Origin of the sequence: Propioniciclava sp. (assembly GCF_036744435.1) — a bacterium.
In the GTDB taxonomy this organism is placed as follows: Bacteria; Actinomycetota; Actinomycetes; order Propionibacteriales; family Propionibacteriaceae; genus Propioniciclava.
On sequence record NZ_DAIOIA010000063.1, the window covers coordinates 1 to 16,827 of the forward strand.

Here is a 16,827-nt window from a genome sequence, read left to right on the forward strand (position 1 = left end):
CGGCGAGGAAGTCGGCAACCGACTCTCCCGGAGCCAAGGTGGGCTCGGCCAGGTCGTACACACCGGACAGCTTCAGCGCCTCCTGCACGGCTGGGTCGGCGCGGAACGCCTTGGCCTTGGCCGCCAACTGCAGGTAGGTCTCCATGTTGGCTGCCGCGGACTCCCAGACTCCGGCCATGCCATCGGTACGCGAGGGCTTGTAGTCGAAGTGGACGGGGCCGGTGTAGCGGGGGGCGTCCGGGCTGCCGGGGAAGCCGTTGACGAGCAGGTCCACCGTGAAGAACGCGCTGATCAGGTCGCCGTGACCGAACACGAGGTCCTGATCGAACCGTGGACCATGCTGGCCGTTGAGGTCGATGTGGAACAGCTTGTTGCTGAACAGCGCCTGGGCCAGGCCGTGGGTGTAGTTCAGCCCGGCCATCTGCTCGTGCCCGACCTCAGGGTTCAGGCCGACGATGTCGCCGTTCTCCAGGTCAGCAATCAGGCCCAGTGCGTGGCCGATCGTGGGCAGGAAGATGTCGCCGCGGGGCTCGTTCGGCTTCGGCTCCAGGCCGATGCGCAGGTCGTAGCCCTTCTCCTTGATGTAGCCGGCGACGGTGTCCAGGCCCTCCTTGTAGCGAGAGAACGCGGCGTGGAAGTCCTTAGAGGAGTCGTACTCTGACCCCTCACGGCCGCCCCACATGACGAACGTCTCGGCGCCCAGGGAGGCGGCGAGGTCGACGTTCTTGAGGACCTTGCGCAGCCCGAAGCGGCGCACGGAGCGGTCGTTGGAGGTGAAGCCACCGTCCTTGAAGACCGGATGGGTGAAGGTGTTGGTGGTCACCATCTCGATGACCAGGCCAGCCTTGTCGGCGGCGTCCTTCAGCTTGCCGACGATGCGGGCGCGGGTTGCGTCGTCTGCATCGAAGGGGAACACGTCGTTGTCGTGGAAGGTGATGCCCCAGGCGCCCAGTTCGGCCAGCTTGTCGCTGTACTCCCAGGGATCGAGGGTGGGACGGGTGTTGACACCGAACGGGTCCGTGCCGGTCCAGCCGACCGTCCAGAGCCCGAACGAGAACTTGTCCTCGGGGATTGGTGCGCGCACGATATGTAGCCTCCTTGCTATTTGTATCGCGGCACAACTTATGACGCCTAAGCGGGTCTGTCAAGGTCGAAGGACCCTTCGAGCGGGATCGAGACCACTAAGTTGCGTCGGCGGACTATATGAGGCTGCCCCCAGCCCCCCGCCGCGGAGAACGCCGTCATAGACAGCGGCGCCCCACCCGCGTCCTGCGAGTGGGGCGCCACGACGCCGCGATCCCGGAGCCGGCGGCCCAGGAGACGACCCGACCGCCCCGAGGAGGGCGGAAAGGCCAGCGCGTCAGTCGATCAGATCGTGGATCATGACCACCTGTTCACGACCCGGACCAACACCAATCCCGGAGATACGGCAGCGGATCAGTTCCTCCAGGCGCCGCACATAGGCTTGGCAGGTCGCGGGCAGTTCCTCGAAGGACCGCGCCTGCGAGATGTCCTCGCTCCAGCCGTCCAAGTACTCGTAGATGGGCTTGGCCGCCACGATGTCGTCCATGATGACCGGATAGGTCTCCACCCGGACGCCGTTGACGTCATAGGCGACGCACACCGGGATCTTGTCCCAGCCGGTCAAGATGTCGAGCTTGGTCAAGAAGACATCCGTGACCCCGTTGTAGGTGCAGGCCGCCTCGACGACCAGCGGATCGAACCAACCGCACCGGCGCGGGCGCCCCGTGGTCGTCCCGAACTCGCCACCCGCATGGCGCAGGCGGTCACCGTCGGCGTCCAGCAGTTCGGTCGGGAACGGGCCTTCGCCCACGCGGGTGGTGTAGGCCTTGGCGATGCCGACGATGCGGTCCAGCCGCGTCGGGCCGACGCCGGAGCCGGTGCAGGCGCCCGCCGCGATCGGGTTGGAGGAGGTGACGTAGGGGTAGGTGCCGTGGTCGACGTCGAGGTGGTGCGCCTGAGCGCCTTCGAACACGACGAGCTTGCCCTCGTCCAGGGCGTCGTTGAGCTCGCGGGCGACGTCGCGGACCATCGGGCGGACCCGGTCGGCGTAGCTGAGGAGTTCGTCGGCCACCTCGCGGGGGTCGATGGCGAGCTGGTTGTAGATCTTCACCAGGGACTGGTTCTTCGCGGCCAGCGCCGCTTCGACCTTGTCGCGCAGCAGTTCCTCGTCGAGCAGGTCCTGGATCCGGATGCCGACGCGGTTGATCTTGTCGGCGTAGGCCGGGCCGACGCCGCGGCCCGTGGTGCCGATCTTCCGCTTGCCGAGGAACCGTTCGGTGACCTTGTCGAGCACCTTGTGGTAGGGCGCGATGATGTGGGCGTTGGCGGAGATGACCAGCCGGGAGGTGTCGATGCCGCGGGCCTCCAGGGCGTCGATCTCGGAGAACAGCACGCCGAGGTCCACCACCACGCCGTTGCCGATGACCGGGACGCCCGGGTTGAGAATGCCCGAGGGCAGCAGGTGGAGGGCGTACTTCTCGCCGTTGACGACCAGCGTGTGGCCCGCGTTGTTCCCGCCCGAGTACCGGACGGTGTAGTCGACGCGGTCACCGAGTTGGTCGGTGGCCTTGCCCTTTCCCTCGTCGCCCCATTGCGTTCCGATGACCACGATGCCTGGCATGATCGCCTCTCACTGCACAAACGGAAAGCCCGGCGCAAGTGCGATCCGGGCTCTTACACGCAGAGTGTACCGAGATGAGGCGGAACGGAGCCCGGGTCCGCCCTGTGGTCCCCGGGGGCGGCTCAGCGCCGCGGCGTCACAGCACGAGGGGCCGCGATGTCGCCAAGGCGACATAGCCGGACTCGGAGGCCTCCAGAAGGAACAGGACGCAGCGCTCGTACTCGGCCTGTTCGCCGAGGCGGCGGGCGGCGCAGGCGAGCGCCCACAGCGCCCGCAGGAACCCTTGGTTGGGCTCATGTTCCCACGGGATGGGCCCCTTGCCCCGCCAGCCGGCGCGACGCAGCGCGTCCAGGCCGCGGTGGTAGCCGGTGCGCGCGAACGCGTAGGCGGTGATGTCCCCCTGCTGGGTCCTGGCCCGCATCGAGGCCTCGGCCAGGAGGGCCCACACCAGCGAGGAGTCGGGGTGGCGCGCCACGACGTCGAGGAACCGGTCATCGTCGGTGGCGAGCAGATCGGCGAGCGCCGGGTCCGCCGGCAGTTCCGTCCGCCCGACGGGGGCGGCCAGGAGCAGGGTGCGCGCGTCATCGGCCATGCCGGTCAGCCTAAAGCCAAGCGCGGGGGTGACACAGACACAACACGACGAAACGATGTCCGGGAGGTGACCGGCCAGGAGCCGGTGGGAGACTGACCCGGTGACCACGCCCGTTCTCCCACCGGGCTGGGCCCCCGGGGACCCCGCCTATCGCCGCATCACGCTGGCCCTGTTCCTGGCCGGGCTGGCGACCTTCGCCCTGGTGTACTGCACTCAGCCCCTGCTGCCGCTGCTCGCGGACGCGTTCGATATCACCCCCGCGGCCTCGACGCTGTCGTTGTCGGTCACGACGATGGCGATGGGAGTGGCGCTGCTGGTGTTCGGGCCGTTGTCGGACGCGGTCGGGCGGCTGGCGCTCATGCGGATCACACTGCTGATCGCCGCGCTGATCGCGGTCGCTTCCGCGTTCGCACCGTCGTGGTGGCTGCTGCTGACATTGCGGGCCGCCCTCGGCTTCGCGGTGGCCGGGCTGCCCGCGGTGGCCACCGCCTACCTCCGTGAGGAGATCCATCCCGACTGGGCCACCTCCGCCACGGGCCTCTACATCGGCGGCACCGCCATCGGCGGGATGTCGGGACGCCTGATCACCGGCCTGCTCGCCCAGGACTTCGGCTGGCGGGTCGCCCTGGGAGGTATCGGCGTGATGTCGGTGGTGATCGCCATCGGGCTCGGCGTCCTGCTCCCGTCCGCACGCCGCTTCACCCCCACTCCCCTGCGGCATGGCGACCTGCTCGACAACGCGCGCCGGATGGTGTTCGACCGGGGACTGCTGACGCTCTACGCGATCGGGTTCTGCGCGATGGGCGCCTTCGTGGCGGCCTTCAACGGCTTGTCCTTCCGACTGGCCGCTCCCCCGTTCGACCTTGCCGTCGGGACCGCCTCCCTGGTGTTCGTGACCTATCTGATCGGGTCCTTCAGTTCACCGTGGGCGGGGCGGCTGGCGTCCCGGTACGGGTTCCGGCGCGTGGTGCCCGCCGCCCTGACGATCTTCGCCGCCGGGGTGGCGCTCACGCTGGTGCCCGACCTGACGTTCGTGGTGATCGGGGTCGGCGTCATCACCTTCGGGTTCTTCGCCGCGCATGGGACGACCAGCGGCTGGGTGACGGCGCGGGCGGCGAACAAGGGGCGCGGCACCGGCCTGACCGGATCGCTGTACCTGACCTTCTACTACGCGGGCTCATCGGTGTGCGGCGCGGTCGCGGGCACGGCCTGGTCGCTCGGCGGCTGGGCCGCGGTCGCCGGCTTGGCGGGCAGCCTGGTCGCGGTCGCGCTCCTGCTCGCGCTGTCGATGCGTCGCGTCCAGCTGGTGCCCGCACACGACTACGATCAGCCGCCGCCCTGACGCCGCGGGAAGGGTTCAGACCCCGGCCGCTTCCGAGACCCGGTCGAGCAGGACCTCCGCCGCGACCACGTCGACCAGGGTTCGGGCGCTGGCCTCCGCGATGGCGCTGCGCCCCTCGGTGACGGCGCCCGCGATCCTCAGATGGAGCAGCACGGCACGAGGGTCCGGCCTGGGTTCCAGCAGGCCGAGTCGGTTCCGCTCGGTGAGGACCGCCGCCACCACCTCTCCCAGCGCCGCGAAGTGGTCGTTACCCGACGCAGACAGCAACGCGCAATGGAAGGCGACGTCGGCGGCGAGGAACTCCGCCGAGTCACCCAGGGACGCTGCGGCCAGGTCGCGCATGATCTCCGCCTGCCGGGTCAGTTCGGCACCGGAATGCGGTGACGTCCCGGCGGCGAGCCGGGCCGCGATCGGCTCGACGCCTGCGCGCAGCTGCATCAGCTGATCGAGTTCCTCGACGCGGGCCGGACCGGCGATCCGCCAGTGGATCACCTTGGGGTCGGCCACACTCCAGCGGGAGCGAGGCTGGACGACGCAGCCGACCCGGCGCTTGATGGCCACCATGCCCAGTGACTCCAGGATGCGCAGCGCCTCGCGCGCGACGCTACGGGAAACGCCGAACCGGACCTCCACCTCCTCCACGAGGATGATGGCCCCCGGCGCGACATCTTCGGTCGCTATCGAGAGCCCCAACGACTCCAGCACTGGCTGGTAGGCCACGGGTGCGGGCATGGTCACCTCCGTCCTTGGCTGTGATCTTCCGACGTTGGCTGCGAACTGGCAACGAGCGCAGCCCCTCTTGCAAAAGGTTAGACCTTTGTGACAACGTTCGCATCACCGGCAGGTCCCACAAGGAGGCGGGGTTTCCCATGCGCATCGTCATCACCGACTGCGATCACGACGCTTTCGACGAAGAGCGCGCGGTCGTCGCCGCCACCGGCGACGAACTCATCATCGCGAACGCGACCGATCCGGCCTCCCTGATCGCGAACGCCGCAGGAGCTGATGCCCTCGTCGTCCAGTACGCCACCATCACCGCTGAGATCCTGGACGCCCTCCCCCAGGTCCGAGTCGTCTCCCGCTACGGGGTCGGCGTCGATTCGGTCGACATCCCCGCCGCCACGGCCCGCGGGGTCGCCGTGTGTAACGTCCCCGACTACGGCACCGAGGCGGTCTCCGACCACGCCATCGCGCTCGCCCTCAACGCCGCCCGCGAAGTCTCCCGGCTCGACCGTGGCCTGCGCGCAGGGAAGGTCGACTTCCCCGGCGTCCGGCCGATGCACCTCATCGGCGACCGGGTCTTCGGCATCCTCGGGCTCGGGCTCATCGGCAGCGCCACCGCCCGCAAGGCGGCCGGGCTCGGCTACCAGGTGATCTGCCATGACATCGCCGCCGGGGAGGCATCGGAGTTCCGCGGCTACCCCCACGTCAGCCTCGACGAGCTGCTGCGCCGCAGCCAGGTGCTGTCGATCCACACCCCGCTCACCGACCTCACCCGTCACATCATCGACGCCGAGGCGCTGGCCGCGATGCGTCCCGACGCCATCCTCGTCAACACCGCCCGTGGCCCGATCGTCGACACCGCGGCCCTGGGCGAGGCGCTCCGCACCGGTCAGATCCGCGGCGCGGCCCTGGACGTCACCGAAACCGAGCCCCTGCCCGCGGACGACCCGCTGCTCGCCATTCCGCAGCTCACGGTCACCCCCCACATGGCCTGGTACTCCGAGGAGAGCTACGGGGAACTCAAGCGGCGCACCGTCGAGAACGCCGCCGACGTGGCCGCGGGCCGCAGCCCGCGCAACATCGTCAACCCGGAGGTGCTCGGCGCTCCCGGGCGCAACCACGAGCTGACCTCGACGACGGCCCGCTGATGGCCGACCACTCAGGACGCGACGCCAGCGCCGCCGTCCTCCCCAGTGACCAGCCGAGAGTGCAGCGGAGCTCCTAGCCCGCGCACCCTCCTGGAGCCCTTACGTCCGGTACGGGCACATTGCAACGAAGCATGAGGAGATGACCAATGCAAGCCAAGAAGATCGCCGCGGCGCTCGTCGCGGGATTCACCGCGCTGACCCTGTCCGCTTGTGGCAACGGCATTGCCGGAGGGGGTAGTGGTTCCGGCGACGGCGCCAAGACGACCTTCCGCCTGGCCTTCAACCAGACCGAACAGCACCCGCAATTCAAGGCCGCCGAGGAACTCGGCAAGAAGCTGGAAGAGGCCACCGACGGCCGCTACAGCATCGAGGTCTTCGCCAACGAGACCCTCGGTTCGCAGAACGAGGTCGTGCAGAACGTCTCCGACGGCACCGTCGACATGATGTACATCGGCGGCCCCGTCCTGGAGTCCTTCAACCAGGACTTCATCGTCTTCAACCTGCCCTACGTGTTCGACAGCCAGAAGGCGCAGGCCAAGGTCTTCGCCGACGATGCCGTCATGGGTGACCTGAAGGCCTCCATCGAGGACTCCAAGAAGATCACCGTCCTGGGCGCCCTGCACGCCGGCATCCGGAACGTGTACAACGCCAAGCAGCCGATCAAGAGCCCCGCCGACATGGCGAACCTGAAGATCCGCGTCCAGCAGTCCGACTCCCAGGTCGCGATGATCAAGGACATGGGCGGCGTCGCCTCCCCCATGGGCCAGGGCGAGGTCTACACCGCTCTCCAGAGCGGCGTCCTCGACGGTGCCGAGAACAACGAGACGGTGTACAACTCCCTCAAGCACGACGAGGTCGCGAAGTACTACTCCTACACCCGGCACCTGATGATCCCCGACTACCTGATCATGAGCTCCACGGTGCTCGAAGGCATGCCCGAGGCTGACCGCAAGGCCCTGCTCGACCTGATCCCCGCGACGGTCGAGTCCGCCAACACCGGCTTCCTCGAGTTCGCCGCCGAGTCCAAGAAGGCTTCCGAGGCGACCGGCGCCGTCTTCAACGATGACGTCGACACCGCCGCCTTCAAGGCCGCCACGGCCGACCTGGTCAAGTCGTCGATCAACAACCCGGTGCGCCAGGCGCTGTACGACGCCGTCCAGAAGGCCAACGCCGAATCGTAGGCCGACGGTCCCCGCGATGCCGGCCGAGCGCTTCGGCGACCGGCCGGCATCGCTGACCTCCCTCAAAGAAAGGAACCCCATGCTCAACGCCCTTGAAGCGTTCAAGCGCGGGTTGGACGTCTTCCTGCGCTGGTTCTGCATCATCTTGTTCATCGTCTTGGTCCTGCTCGTCACCTGGCAGGTCTTCGTGCGCCAGGTCCTCCCGCTGCCCAACCAGGAGTGGACCGAGGTCCTCGCCCGCATCGTCTTCATCTGGCAGGGCCTCATCGGCGCCGCCTACGTGATCGGCGAAAAGGACGACGTCGCCATCGACTTCCTCGTCAACAAGCTGCCCGGTGGCGGCGTGAAGGCGATGCAGATCCTCGCTCACTCCATCGTCGCGTTCTTCGCCATCTGGGTCATGTGTATCGGTGGCGGACGCCTCGCGGCCGCGACCATGGACGACATCGTCCAGTTGCTGCCCGTCTCCCAGGGCGTGATCTACCTGGCACTGCCGATCGCCGGCGGCCTGATCGCCGTCTACTCGGTGCTCCACATCATCCAAACCATCGTCAAGCCGGCGCCCACCGTCGTGGACCCCAATGAGATGGATCTCTCCGACCTGCAGGAGGAGTCGATCTGATGAACGCTGCACTCATCGTTGGTCTCATCTTGATCCTCGGCATGTTCGTGCTGATGTCCCTGGGCGTCTCCGTCTCGGTGTCCATCGGCCTGCCGTCCGCCGTCGCGCTCGTCGTCCTGATCGGCGCCGACAAGGGCCTCGTCACCGCCGCACAGAAGATCTACGGCGGTATCGACTCCTTCCCGCTGCTCGCCATCCCGTTCTTCGTGCTGGCGGGCACCATCATGAACAAGGGCGGCATCGCCCAACGTCTGATCGATTTGGCCCGCGCGCTCACCGGCAAGATGCCCGGTGCCCTCGCCCAGACCAACATCATCGCCAACACCTTGTTCGGCGCCATCTCCGGTTCCGCCCTCGCCGGCGCCTCCGCGGTCGGCTCGATCATGGCGCCGGCCCAGCGCAAGGAGGGCTACGACATGCGGTTCGCGGCCGCGGCCAACGTCGCGTCCGCCCCCTCCGGCATGCTGATCCCGCCCTCGAACACGACGATCGTCTACGCCCTGGTCTCCCAGGCGTCCGTCGGCGCCCTGTTCCTGGCAGGCTACATCCCCGGCCTGCTGTGGGCGTTCACCTGTGGCGTCATCGTGTGGTGGTACACCCGCAAGAACCCGAAGCTGCGCGGCAACCGCTGGGCGACCCCCAAGGAAGCCCTCATCGCGATCTGGCGTGCGCTGCCCAGCCTGGGCCTGATCATCATCGTCATCGGCGGCATCATCATCGGCTTCTTCACCCCCACCGAGGGTGCGGTCATCGCCGTGCTGTACGCCTTCATCCTGTCGCTGGCCTACCGCAACGTCGGCATGAAGGACGTGCCGAAGATCCTGCTGGACGCCACCCGCACGTCCTCGGTCGTCATCTTCCTGATCGCGCTCAGCTCGATCATGAGCTACGTGATGACCTACTCGCGCATCCCGAAGCTGCTGGGCGAATGGCTGGTGTCGGTGACCGACTCCAAGGTCGTGTTCCTGCTCATCATGATGGTGATGCTGCTGATCATCGGCATCCCGCTGGACGCCACCCCGGCCGTCTTGATCTTCACGCCGATCTTCCTGCCGATCGCCGTCCAGTACTACGACATCCACCCGGTGCACTTCGGCATGATGATGGTCTTCAACATGGGCATCGCGGTGATCTCACCACCGTCAGCACCCGTGCTCTTCGTGGGCGCCAGAGTCGCGGGACAGAAGGTCGAGAACGTCATCAAGCCGCTCATGCCCTTCTTCATCGCCCTCATCGTGATGCTGCTCATCATCCAGGTCGTGCCCGAACTCTCGCTGTGGCTACCACGGCAGGCCGGGCTCATCAGATAAAGGAGATGTTGTGAAGCAATTCGTGATCAAGGGAGCCGAGGACGCGGCCGTCGAAGACGTCGCGACCCCGGAACCCGCCGAAGGCCAGGTACGCCTCCGCGTCCGCTACGTGGGGATTTGCGGCTCGGACCTGCACTACTACTTCAACGGGGCCAACGGCGCCTTCGTGGTGCGGGAGCCGCTGGCTCCCGGCCACGAGCTCTCCGCGGTGGTCGATCTCGACCCGAGCGGCGAGTTCGCGCCCGGCACCCCGGTGACGGTGCATCCGGCCACCTTCGGTCCCGACCTGCCCGGCATGGAGGACCAGCGGCACCTCCGTCCTGGCGGCTCCTATCTGGGCAGCGCGTCCACGTGGCCGCACACCCAGGGAGCACTGGCGGAGACGCTCGTGGTGGGCAAGGACATGATCCGCGTCCTCCCCGAGGGACTCGACCTGAAGCGTGCCGCCCTGGCCGAGCCGCTCGCGGTCGCGCTGCACGCCTGCACCATGGCCGGTGACCTCACCGGCCGCAAGGTGGTCGTCTCGGGCGCCGGGCCGATCGGGCTGTTGGTGGCTTTCGCGGCTCGCGCCCGGGGCGCCGCCTCGGTGGCCGTCTCCGACGTGCTGACCGGTCCGCTGGAGCGCGCGGGCAAGCTCGGGTTCACGGAGTGGTACCGGGCCGGCGAGTCGCCGCTGCCGGCGGCCGAGTTCGAGGTGGCCTTCGAGTGCAGTTCAGCCGCCCCGTCGGTCGCCGCCTGCCTGGCGTCGCTGCGTCCCCGCGGCATCCTCACCCAGGTCGGCATCCTGCCAGCCAGGCCGATCTCGCTGGACCTCAGTTCGCTGGTGTCGAAGGAGATCTCCTGGGTGGGCTGCTTCCGGTTCGACAACGAGATCGACGAGGCCGTGACCCTGCTGGCCGAGCATCCCGAGGCCGACGCCGTCATCACGCATGTGGTGCCGGCCGATGACGCCGTCCGCGCGTTCGACGTCGCCAAGGACTCGCAGAACTCCGGCAAGGTCCTCGTCGAGGTGTGGGGAGCGCAGGACGCGTGAGCACGCCACCTCGCGTCGGGCTGCTCGGCCCCGGACTGATGGGGGCGCCGATGGCGTCCCACATCAGCCGGGCCGGGCACCCCACCACGGTCTGGGCGCGCCGCCGCGAGGCGGCGGCCGCCCTGGCCGGTGACGGCATCACCGTCGCCGACACTCCCGCCGCCCTCGCTGCGGCCAGCGACGTCATCGTCGCGATGCTGCCCGACCTGCCTCACCTCGAGGCGCTCACCGCTGGACCCGACGGTCTGTGGGCGGGCGTTGCGGGCCCGGTCGTGCTGGTGGTGTCCTCGACCGTCTCCCCGGCGGGAGTGCGCGCGTTTGCCGCGCGCGCCGCGCAGGAGACCGACGGCAGGGTGCGCGTCATCGACGCCCCGGTGAGCGGCGGGGAGGCCAAGGCGATCGATGGCACCTTGTCAATCATGGTCGGCGGTCCGGACGCCGATGTGGCGGACGCCTGGGACGTCCTCAGTGCCTGTGGCTCTCCCACTCACCTGGGGCCGCTCGGTGCCGGTGCCGTCGCCAAAGCCTGCAACCAGCTCATCGTCGGAGCCGAGGTCGCCGCCCTGGCGGAGGCCTCCCTGCTGGCCCGGGACGCCGGCATCGACCTGGCGATCCTGTTCGACGTGCTGGATCGCGGCCTCGCCTCCTCGCGGGTCCTGGAGCAGAAGCGGGAAAAGCTGACCTCGGCGGACTACACGGTGTCGGGCCCGGCGAAGTTCATGGCCAAAGACCTGCGGTTCGCCCTCGAGGCGGCGCACGCCTCGGAGACGGCGATGCCGTTGACGGAGTTCCTGCGCGGCCAGTACGAGGGCCTCAACGCTGCGGGCCTGGGCGATCTCGACATCGCCGTCATGCAGCGCTACATCGACGACCATCAGTGACAGGAAGGACAACACCGATGCAGAACCGCTACGCGTGCGCTCCCGAGCACGTTCAGGGGATGGACACCAGCGAACTGCGTGAGCGGTTCCTGATCGAGGACCTGTTCCAGACCGGCGCGGTGACGCTGGTCTACAGCCACCAGGATCGGGTGATCATCGGAGGCGCGGTTCCGGTCGACGTCCCGCTGCCGCTCCCGGTCCCCGCCGAGCTGCGGGCGCAGAGCTTCTGCGACCGGCGTGAGCTCGGGATCGTCAACGTCGGGCAGGACGCCATCGTCACCGTGGACGGCACCGACTACACCATCCAGGCCAAGGGATGCCTGTACGTGGGCCGCGGCGCCGGGGAGATCACGTTCGCCGCTCCGGGCCGGTTCTACCTGTTCTCGGCTCCCGCCCACACCTCGTACCCGACGGTCCTCGTGCAGCCGGGCGAGGGCGACCAGCGCCACCTGGGGGAGGCGGCCACCTCGAACGTGCGGACGCTGAACCGGTACATCCACCCCGACGGGATCGCGTCGGCTCAGATCTCGATGGGCGTCACCGAACTGGCCGAGGGCAGCATGTGGAACACCATGCCGGCCCACACGCACGATCGCCGGATGGAGGCCTACTTGTACTTCCATGTGGCCGACGACGCGCGCGTGGTGCACCTGATGGGGCAGCCCGAGGAGACCCGTCACCTAATCGTCGCCGACGAGCAGGCCGTCATCTCGCCAAGCTGGTCGATCCACTCGGGCGTGGGCACGCGCGCCTACTCGTTCGTGTGGGCGATGGCCGGTGAGAACCAGGATTTCGACGACATGGACCATCGCACCATCACGCAGCTCCGCTGAGCCCTGCCGGCGCCCGTCGCTGACAGTGACGCCCGCGGCGTCCGCCTCTCCCGGTGGACGCCGCGGGCGTTTCGTGTGCGTGGGGGCCGGTCAGGCGTCGGTCTCGGCGATGTGGGCGGCGAGCGCGTAGCGCTGATGCATCAGCCCCGCACCGCCTGCCAGACGCCGGGTGAAGGGTTCCATCAGTCGCCCCACCGTCCCGAAGGTCCGGTAGCCGAGCGTGTGCGTCAGGTCGGTTCCGCCGGGTGCCGGGTTGGCCACGAACTGGTGGTAGGTGAGGTTCTGGCCGCTCCAGGCCGTGTCGAGGAGTTCCCACACCCACGTGAGCCCGGAGCCGTCGGCGTCAGGACGCAGGGCGGCACGCACCCGCATGCTGCGGCGTCCGCCCCGGCTGGACAGGACGATCCCGTCGGCCGTGGTGGGGTCCTGATCCGGGTCGTCGCCCGGTCCGACGAGCGGGAGCACTGCCGGGTCGCCGAGCACGGCGAGGACGTGGTCGGGGGACGCGGCGACGAAGTGGGTCACCGACCGCGCGAAGGCCGGCCGCGGCAGGACGCCGGGCAGCAGGGTCGCCTTGTCGGTGGCGTAGGGCTCGTCGGAGCCTTCCTTCAGAGGTGCTGCGAGGTCCTGGGGCAGGATTCCGTCGGCGTGGACGAGCCGCCGGACGACGCCGGAGGGCTCCTGGAGCAGGAGGAGCAACAGCGCGAACGTGTCCGGGGACTTCCCGGAGGCCGCGACGAGAGGGCGTGCCCGGTCGCTGAGGTCGACCGGGAAGCGGTCGGCGGGCTGGGTGAGCGGATCGGGCAGCAGCGTGGCCGCCTCACCCACGCCGAGCCCGGCCAGGTCGTCCGCCAGGAGGTCGCGGACGCGGGCCCGCGCGGAGGTGAGGCTGACGCCGTGCCGTCCGAGCAGGCGAGCCGCCGCTCCCCCCACCCCGAGCAGGCCCAGGTAGAGGTGGTCGAGGTCGATGGTTGCGGCGCCGACGCGGCCGGCTTCGAGGGCGGCCGCGTTGAGCCAGGCGTGGGTCAGGGTCAGCTTCATCGGGGGCTCCTGGGGGAGAGTCGTTTGGCGTACTTCTTGTGGACGGCCTGGCGGGTGACGCCGAGCGCAGCGGCGATCTCGGTCCAGGTGTGACCGTTGCCGACAGCCGTCTCGACCTGCCGGTATTCGAGCATGTCCGCGACGGTGCGCAGCGAGGCGACCGCCCGTAGCCCGGCGAGCGGGTCGGTCGTGTCGGCGGCGACGTTCGCCAGAGCACTCGGTTCCATGCCAGCAACTTAGGTTGACAGCCCGGCTTGTGTCAACTTGAGTTGACGTCGGCGCGGCGGCACCCCCTCACCGCGCCATCCGGCCCAGGAACCGAGGCCCCGCGCGCCGGAGCCAGGCGTCCCTGATACCCGAGAGGGGTGACGCCCGCTCACGGCGGACGTCACCCCTCTCGGCGACTGAACTCCAGGCCAGCGCCCGGAACTCGATGGGATCAGGCGTGCGTGCCGACCGACCCCAGGTTCTGGCAGGCCTCGACGATGCGGGCCGCCATGTTGCCCTCGGCCTCCTTGCCCCAGGCGCGCGGGTCGTACTTCTTCTTGTTGCCGACCTCGCCGTCGATCTTCAGGACGCCGTCGTAGTTGGCGAGCATCCAGCCGGCCACCGGACGCGTGAACGCGTACTGGGTGTCGGTGTCGACGTTCATCTTGATGACGCCGTAGGAGACGGCCTCGGCGATCTCCTCCGCGGAGGAGCCCGACCCGCCGTGGAAGACCAGGTCGAAGGGACGCTCATGGCCGTACTTCGCGGCGACGGCGTCCTGAATCTCCTTCAGGACGGCGGGGCGCAGCTTGACGGCGCCCGGCTTGTAGACGCCGTGGACGTTGCCGAAGGTGAGCGCCGTGATGTAGCGGCCCTTCTCCCCCAGCCCCAGGGCGGCGGCGGTGGCCAGGCCGTCTTCGATGGTGGAGTACAGCTTCTCGTTGATCTCGTTGGCGACGCCGTCCTCTTCGCCACCGACGACGCCGACCTCGATCTCGAGGATCTGCTTGTTGGCGGACGTCTTGGCCAGCAGTTCCTCGGCGATGGCGAGGTTCTCGGCCAGCGGCACGGCCGAGCCGTCCCACATGTGGGACTGGAACAGGGGGTTCTGGCCGGCCTTGACGCGCTCGGCGGAGACCTCCAGGAGGGGACGGACGTAGGTGTCCAGCTTGTCCTTGGGGCAGTGGTCGGTGTGGATGGCGATGTTGACGGGGTACTTCGCGGCCACGACATGGGCGAACTCCGCCAGCGCCACCGCGCCGGTCACCATGTTCTTGACAGCCTGGCCCGACGCATACTCCGCGCCACCGGTCGACACCTGGATGATGCCGTCACTGCCGGCGTCGGCGAAGCCCTTGAGGGCCGCGTTCAGGGTCTGGGACGAGGTCACGTTGATGGCCGGGTAGGCGAAGCCCTGCGACTTCGCCCGGTCGATCATCTCGGCATAGACCTCTGGCGTTGCGATCGGCATCTTTTCTCCTCACAGAAGACTTCGTGTGCGTCTTCTATTGTGTCGCATCTGGTAGTCCGGCGCAGCACGGGCGGTCGGCTACTCGCCCCGCGAGACGGGACCGCTCAGGAGACGACGAGCCGCAGTTGCCGCTCGACGCTGATGCCGCGATCGATGGGGGCCAGGTCGACGCCCAGACGATTGCCCGACAAGGCGCGAACGGCGTTGTCGACGGCCGCCGGGGTCTGGTCCAGCAACTGCAGCGGGACGGTGCGCCAGGTGCCAGCCTTGGAGACCACCACCAGCGTTGCGCTCGGCCCCATCCCGGCGGGCTTGACCAGGAAAGCGCGGATCGCGGACCAGGGCACCGGTCCTTCCAGGAAGATGCCGTCGCGGCCGAGCCCCAGGGCGAGCCCCTCGTGCAGCGCGTTGACGCTGCGCCGCGCCAGCACCATGCGCACGATGCTCCACACCAGCAGCCCACCCGAGATGCCCAAGCTGATGCCGAGGAACCACCAAAAGCCCGCCCACAGGTTCTCCCGGTTGAACCACCAGATGACCGCCCAGATGAGCACGGAGATCCCCATGGAGATGCTGCGCGCGACGACGCGGCGTCGCTGGATGCGCCACCGGTCCACGGCGGGTGCGGGGTTGACCAGCACCGGGTAGCTCAGCACATCCATGGGCGTGAGCTTACCGGGCGACCTCAGCCGCGATGCTGCACCGACCACTGGTACATCGCGATCGCCGCGGCCGCGCCCGCGTTGAGCGAGCGGGTCGAGCCGTATTGCGTGATCGCGACCAGACCGCTGCACAGGGCGAGCACCTCGTCGGTGAGGCCCGGCCCTTCGGAGCCGAAGACCAAGCAGCACTCGCGCGGCAGGGACGCCGTCTCGAGCGGCAGCGCTCCCGGCAGGTTGTCCACGCCGATCGCGGTGACGCCATGGGCCGCCAGCCAGGCGGCAAAAGCCTCCGCGGTGGGATGGTGGAAGACGTGAAGGTAGCGGTCGGTGACCATCGCTCCCCGGCGGTTCCAGCGTCGGCGCCCCAGGATGTGCACACCGGCCACGTTGAAGGCGTTGGCGGTGCGCACCACCGAGCCGATGTTGAAGTCGTGCTCCCAGTTCTGGATGGCGATGTGCAGCCCGGCGCGATCGGCGTCCAGGTCGGCGACGATCGCCTCCACCGACCAGTAGCGGTAGCGATCCAGCACGTTGCGGCGGTCGCCCTCGGCCAGCAGCGCCGGGTCCAGCCGCGGGTCCTCGGGCCAGGGCAGCGCATGCGGTCCGACGCCGACCGTGGGAGCGGTCGGATCGTGGCGGTCGCCGGGATCGTTCGTGGACGCCTGATCGTTCATCGGCCCTCACCCTAGTCGGGTGGGCTGCCCGCGGGCGCCCCAGGTCGGCGTCCCCACGGCTGGCCCCGGTAGGCTCGAGAACGCACCCTTGCCGTCCACAGAGAGATTCGCATGTCGCAGACCCCGTCCCCCGACACGACGCCGACGCCCGCCCCGGCGAGCCACCTGGACGCCCCGGAGTCGGTCGGCGCCTGGCTGGTGCGACTCCTCAAGGGCATCGCCATCGGCATCGGCTTCATCCTGCCCGGCCTGTCCGGCGGCGTCTTGGCCGTGATCTTCAAGATCTACGACCCGATGATCAAGTTCCTGGCCAACCTCCGCCAGCGGTTCTGGGCCAACGTCCGCTACTTCATCCCCGTCGGCATCGGCGGGGTCATCGGCGTGGTGCTGTTCTCCATCGTGGTGGCGGCGGCGTTCGGCCGGTACGAAGCGGCCTTCGTGACGCTGTTCATCGGCTTTGTGATCGGCACCTTCCCCTCGCTGTGGCGCCAGGCGGGCAAGCAGGGACGCAGCGTCCGGGACTACGTCATCTTGGGGGTGGCGGCTGCGGCGATCTTCGCGATCATGCTCGTGGGCGGCCAGTCCGACCTGACAGTGCAGCCCAACCTGGGCGTCTGGCTGGCCTCAGGCGCCCTGATCGGCCTGGGTGTGATCGTGCCGGGGATGAGCCCCTCGAACTTCC

General features: G+C 68.8%; 18 protein-coding genes. 9 read left to right on the forward strand and 9 right to left on the reverse strand.

Features of this window, described 5'->3' with window-relative positions:
* From xylA to V7E09_RS09305, 3 genes are all read right to left on the reverse strand, one after another.
* Nucleotides 1-1,084: xylose isomerase (gene xylA, locus V7E09_RS09295; protein WP_324523291.1), on the reverse strand; the 1,084-nt coding region annotated here is incomplete at its 3' end.
* Nucleotides 1,085-1,360: 276 nt separating this feature from the next.
* Nucleotides 1,361-2,644 carry an adenylosuccinate synthase gene (locus tag V7E09_RS09300; protein ID WP_324523292.1) on the reverse strand — a complete coding sequence of 428 codons (1,284 nt, stop codon included), beginning with the start codon at nt 2,642-2,644 and terminating at the stop codon, nt 1,361-1,363.
* A gap of 136 nt (nt 2,645-2,780) precedes the next feature.
* Nucleotides 2,781-3,236 carry a DUF3151 domain-containing protein gene (locus V7E09_RS09305; protein WP_324511356.1) on the reverse strand — a complete coding sequence of 152 codons (456 nt, stop codon included), beginning with the start codon at nt 3,234-3,236 and terminating at the stop codon, nt 2,781-2,783.
* A 100-nt stretch (nt 3,237-3,336) separates the two neighbouring features.
* On the opposite strand from V7E09_RS09305, the gene V7E09_RS09310 reads away from it, so the two are divergent.
* A complete protein-coding gene (locus tag V7E09_RS09310) occupies nt 3,337-4,578 on the forward strand; it encodes an MFS transporter (protein WP_324523293.1) in 1,242 nt (413 codons plus the stop codon).
* A gap of 15 nt (nt 4,579-4,593) precedes the next feature.
* Here the strand turns inward: V7E09_RS09310 and V7E09_RS09315 are convergent, their stop codons facing one another.
* A complete protein-coding gene (locus tag V7E09_RS09315) occupies nt 4,594-5,310 on the reverse strand; it encodes a FadR/GntR family transcriptional regulator (protein ID WP_324511358.1) in 717 nt (238 codons plus the stop codon).
* 137 nt (nt 5,311-5,447) lie between these two features.
* Between V7E09_RS09315 and V7E09_RS09320 the strand changes: the two genes are divergently transcribed.
* From V7E09_RS09320 to kduI, 7 genes are all read left to right on the forward strand, one after another.
* On the forward strand, nt 5,448-6,449 hold the full coding sequence (locus tag V7E09_RS09320) for a C-terminal binding protein (RefSeq protein ID WP_324511359.1): 1,002 nt from the start codon (nt 5,448-5,450) through the stop codon (nt 6,447-6,449).
* Between the two features lie 146 nt (nt 6,450-6,595).
* Nucleotides 6,596-7,630 (forward strand): TRAP transporter substrate-binding protein, encoded by a 1,035-nt coding sequence (locus V7E09_RS09325; RefSeq protein WP_324511360.1) that lies wholly within the window; start codon nt 6,596-6,598, stop codon nt 7,628-7,630.
* A gap of 79 nt (nt 7,631-7,709) precedes the next feature.
* Nucleotides 7,710-8,252 (forward strand): TRAP transporter small permease, encoded by a 543-nt coding sequence (locus V7E09_RS09330; RefSeq protein WP_324511361.1) that lies wholly within the window; start codon nt 7,710-7,712, stop codon nt 8,250-8,252.
* Nucleotides 8,252-9,562 (forward strand): TRAP transporter large permease, encoded by a 1,311-nt coding sequence (locus tag V7E09_RS09335; RefSeq protein WP_324523294.1) that lies wholly within the window; start codon nt 8,252-8,254, stop codon nt 9,560-9,562. Before V7E09_RS09330 ends, V7E09_RS09335 begins: the two co-directional genes overlap by 1 nt.
* A gap of 10 nt (nt 9,563-9,572) precedes the next feature.
* Entirely contained in the window at nt 9,573-10,595 is a 1,023-nt protein-coding gene (locus V7E09_RS09340) for a zinc-binding dehydrogenase (RefSeq protein ID WP_324511363.1), read from the forward strand.
* On the forward strand, nt 10,592-11,476 hold the full coding sequence (locus V7E09_RS09345; RefSeq protein WP_324523295.1) for an NAD(P)-dependent oxidoreductase: 885 nt from the start codon (nt 10,592-10,594) through the stop codon (nt 11,474-11,476). Before V7E09_RS09340 ends, V7E09_RS09345 begins: the two co-directional genes overlap by 4 nt.
* Nucleotides 11,477-11,493: 17 nt before the next feature.
* A complete protein-coding gene (gene kduI / locus V7E09_RS09350) occupies nt 11,494-12,309 on the forward strand; it encodes a 5-dehydro-4-deoxy-D-glucuronate isomerase (RefSeq protein WP_324511365.1) in 816 nt (271 codons plus the stop codon).
* Nucleotides 12,310-12,399: 90 nt separating this feature from the next.
* Here kduI and V7E09_RS09355 read toward each other — a convergent pair whose 3' ends face one another.
* From V7E09_RS09355 to V7E09_RS09375, 5 genes are all read right to left on the reverse strand, one after another.
* Entirely contained in the window at nt 12,400-13,350 is a 951-nt protein-coding gene (locus V7E09_RS09355) for a hypothetical protein (protein WP_324511366.1), read from the reverse strand.
* Nucleotides 13,347-13,577, reverse strand: coding sequence for an RNA polymerase subunit sigma-70 (locus V7E09_RS09360; protein ID WP_324511367.1), 231 nt, complete (start codon nt 13,575-13,577; stop codon nt 13,347-13,349). Before V7E09_RS09360 ends, V7E09_RS09355 begins: the two co-directional genes overlap by 4 nt.
* A gap of 212 nt (nt 13,578-13,789) precedes the next feature.
* Nucleotides 13,790-14,809: a class II fructose-bisphosphate aldolase gene (fbaA, locus tag V7E09_RS09365; protein WP_324511368.1), complete on the reverse strand. Its 1,020-nt coding sequence runs from the start codon at nt 14,807-14,809 to the stop codon at nt 13,790-13,792.
* A 104-nt stretch (nt 14,810-14,913) separates the two neighbouring features.
* Nucleotides 14,914-15,471, reverse strand: a complete 558-nt coding sequence (locus tag V7E09_RS09370) for a hypothetical protein (protein ID WP_324511369.1) — start codon at nt 15,469-15,471, stop codon at nt 14,914-14,916.
* Between the two features lie 23 nt (nt 15,472-15,494).
* Nucleotides 15,495-16,145, reverse strand: a complete 651-nt coding sequence (locus tag V7E09_RS09375) for a TrmH family RNA methyltransferase (protein WP_324511370.1) — start codon at nt 16,143-16,145, stop codon at nt 15,495-15,497.
* Between the two features lie 111 nt (nt 16,146-16,256).
* Here V7E09_RS09375 and V7E09_RS09380 point away from each other — a divergent pair.
* A partial coding sequence (locus V7E09_RS09380) for an undecaprenyl phosphate translocase family protein (protein ID WP_324523296.1) occupies nt 16,257-16,827 on the forward strand: 571 nt, incomplete at its 3' end.

What these genes read in the sequence shown, in the direction of transcription:
- V7E09_RS09320 (WP_324511359.1), top strand. Translation starts at nt 5,448, where the DNA reads ATGCGCATCGTCATCACCGACTGCGATCACGACGCTTTCGACGAAGAG.
- fbaA (WP_324511368.1), bottom strand. Translation starts at nt 14,809, where the DNA reads ATGCCGATCGCAACGCCAGAGGTCTATGCCGAGATGATCGACCGGGCG.
- V7E09_RS09305 (WP_324511356.1), bottom strand. Translation starts at nt 3,236, where the DNA reads ATGGCCGATGACGCGCGCACCCTGCTCCTGGCCGCCCCCGTCGGGCGG.
- V7E09_RS09325 (WP_324511360.1), top strand. Translation starts at nt 6,596, where the DNA reads ATGCAAGCCAAGAAGATCGCCGCGGCGCTCGTCGCGGGATTCACCGCG.
- V7E09_RS09370 (WP_324511369.1), bottom strand. Translation starts at nt 15,471, where the DNA reads ATGGATGTGCTGAGCTACCCGGTGCTGGTCAACCCCGCACCCGCCGTG.
- V7E09_RS09315 (WP_324511358.1), bottom strand. Translation starts at nt 5,310, where the DNA reads ATGCCCGCACCCGTGGCCTACCAGCCAGTGCTGGAGTCGTTGGGGCTC.
- V7E09_RS09335 (WP_324523294.1), top strand. Translation starts at nt 8,252, where the DNA reads ATGAACGCTGCACTCATCGTTGGTCTCATCTTGATCCTCGGCATGTTC.
- V7E09_RS09375 (WP_324511370.1), bottom strand. Translation starts at nt 16,145, where the DNA reads ATGAACGATCAGGCGTCCACGAACGATCCCGGCGACCGCCACGATCCG.
- kduI (WP_324511365.1), top strand. Translation starts at nt 11,494, where the DNA reads ATGCAGAACCGCTACGCGTGCGCTCCCGAGCACGTTCAGGGGATGGAC.
- V7E09_RS09330 (WP_324511361.1), top strand. Translation starts at nt 7,710, where the DNA reads ATGCTCAACGCCCTTGAAGCGTTCAAGCGCGGGTTGGACGTCTTCCTG.
- V7E09_RS09360 (WP_324511367.1), bottom strand. Translation starts at nt 13,577, where the DNA reads ATGGAACCGAGTGCTCTGGCGAACGTCGCCGCCGACACGACCGACCCG.
- V7E09_RS09300 (WP_324523292.1), bottom strand. Translation starts at nt 2,644, where the DNA reads ATGCCAGGCATCGTGGTCATCGGAACGCAATGGGGCGACGAGGGAAAG.
- V7E09_RS09355 (WP_324511366.1), bottom strand. Translation starts at nt 13,350, where the DNA reads ATGAAGCTGACCCTGACCCACGCCTGGCTCAACGCGGCCGCCCTCGAA.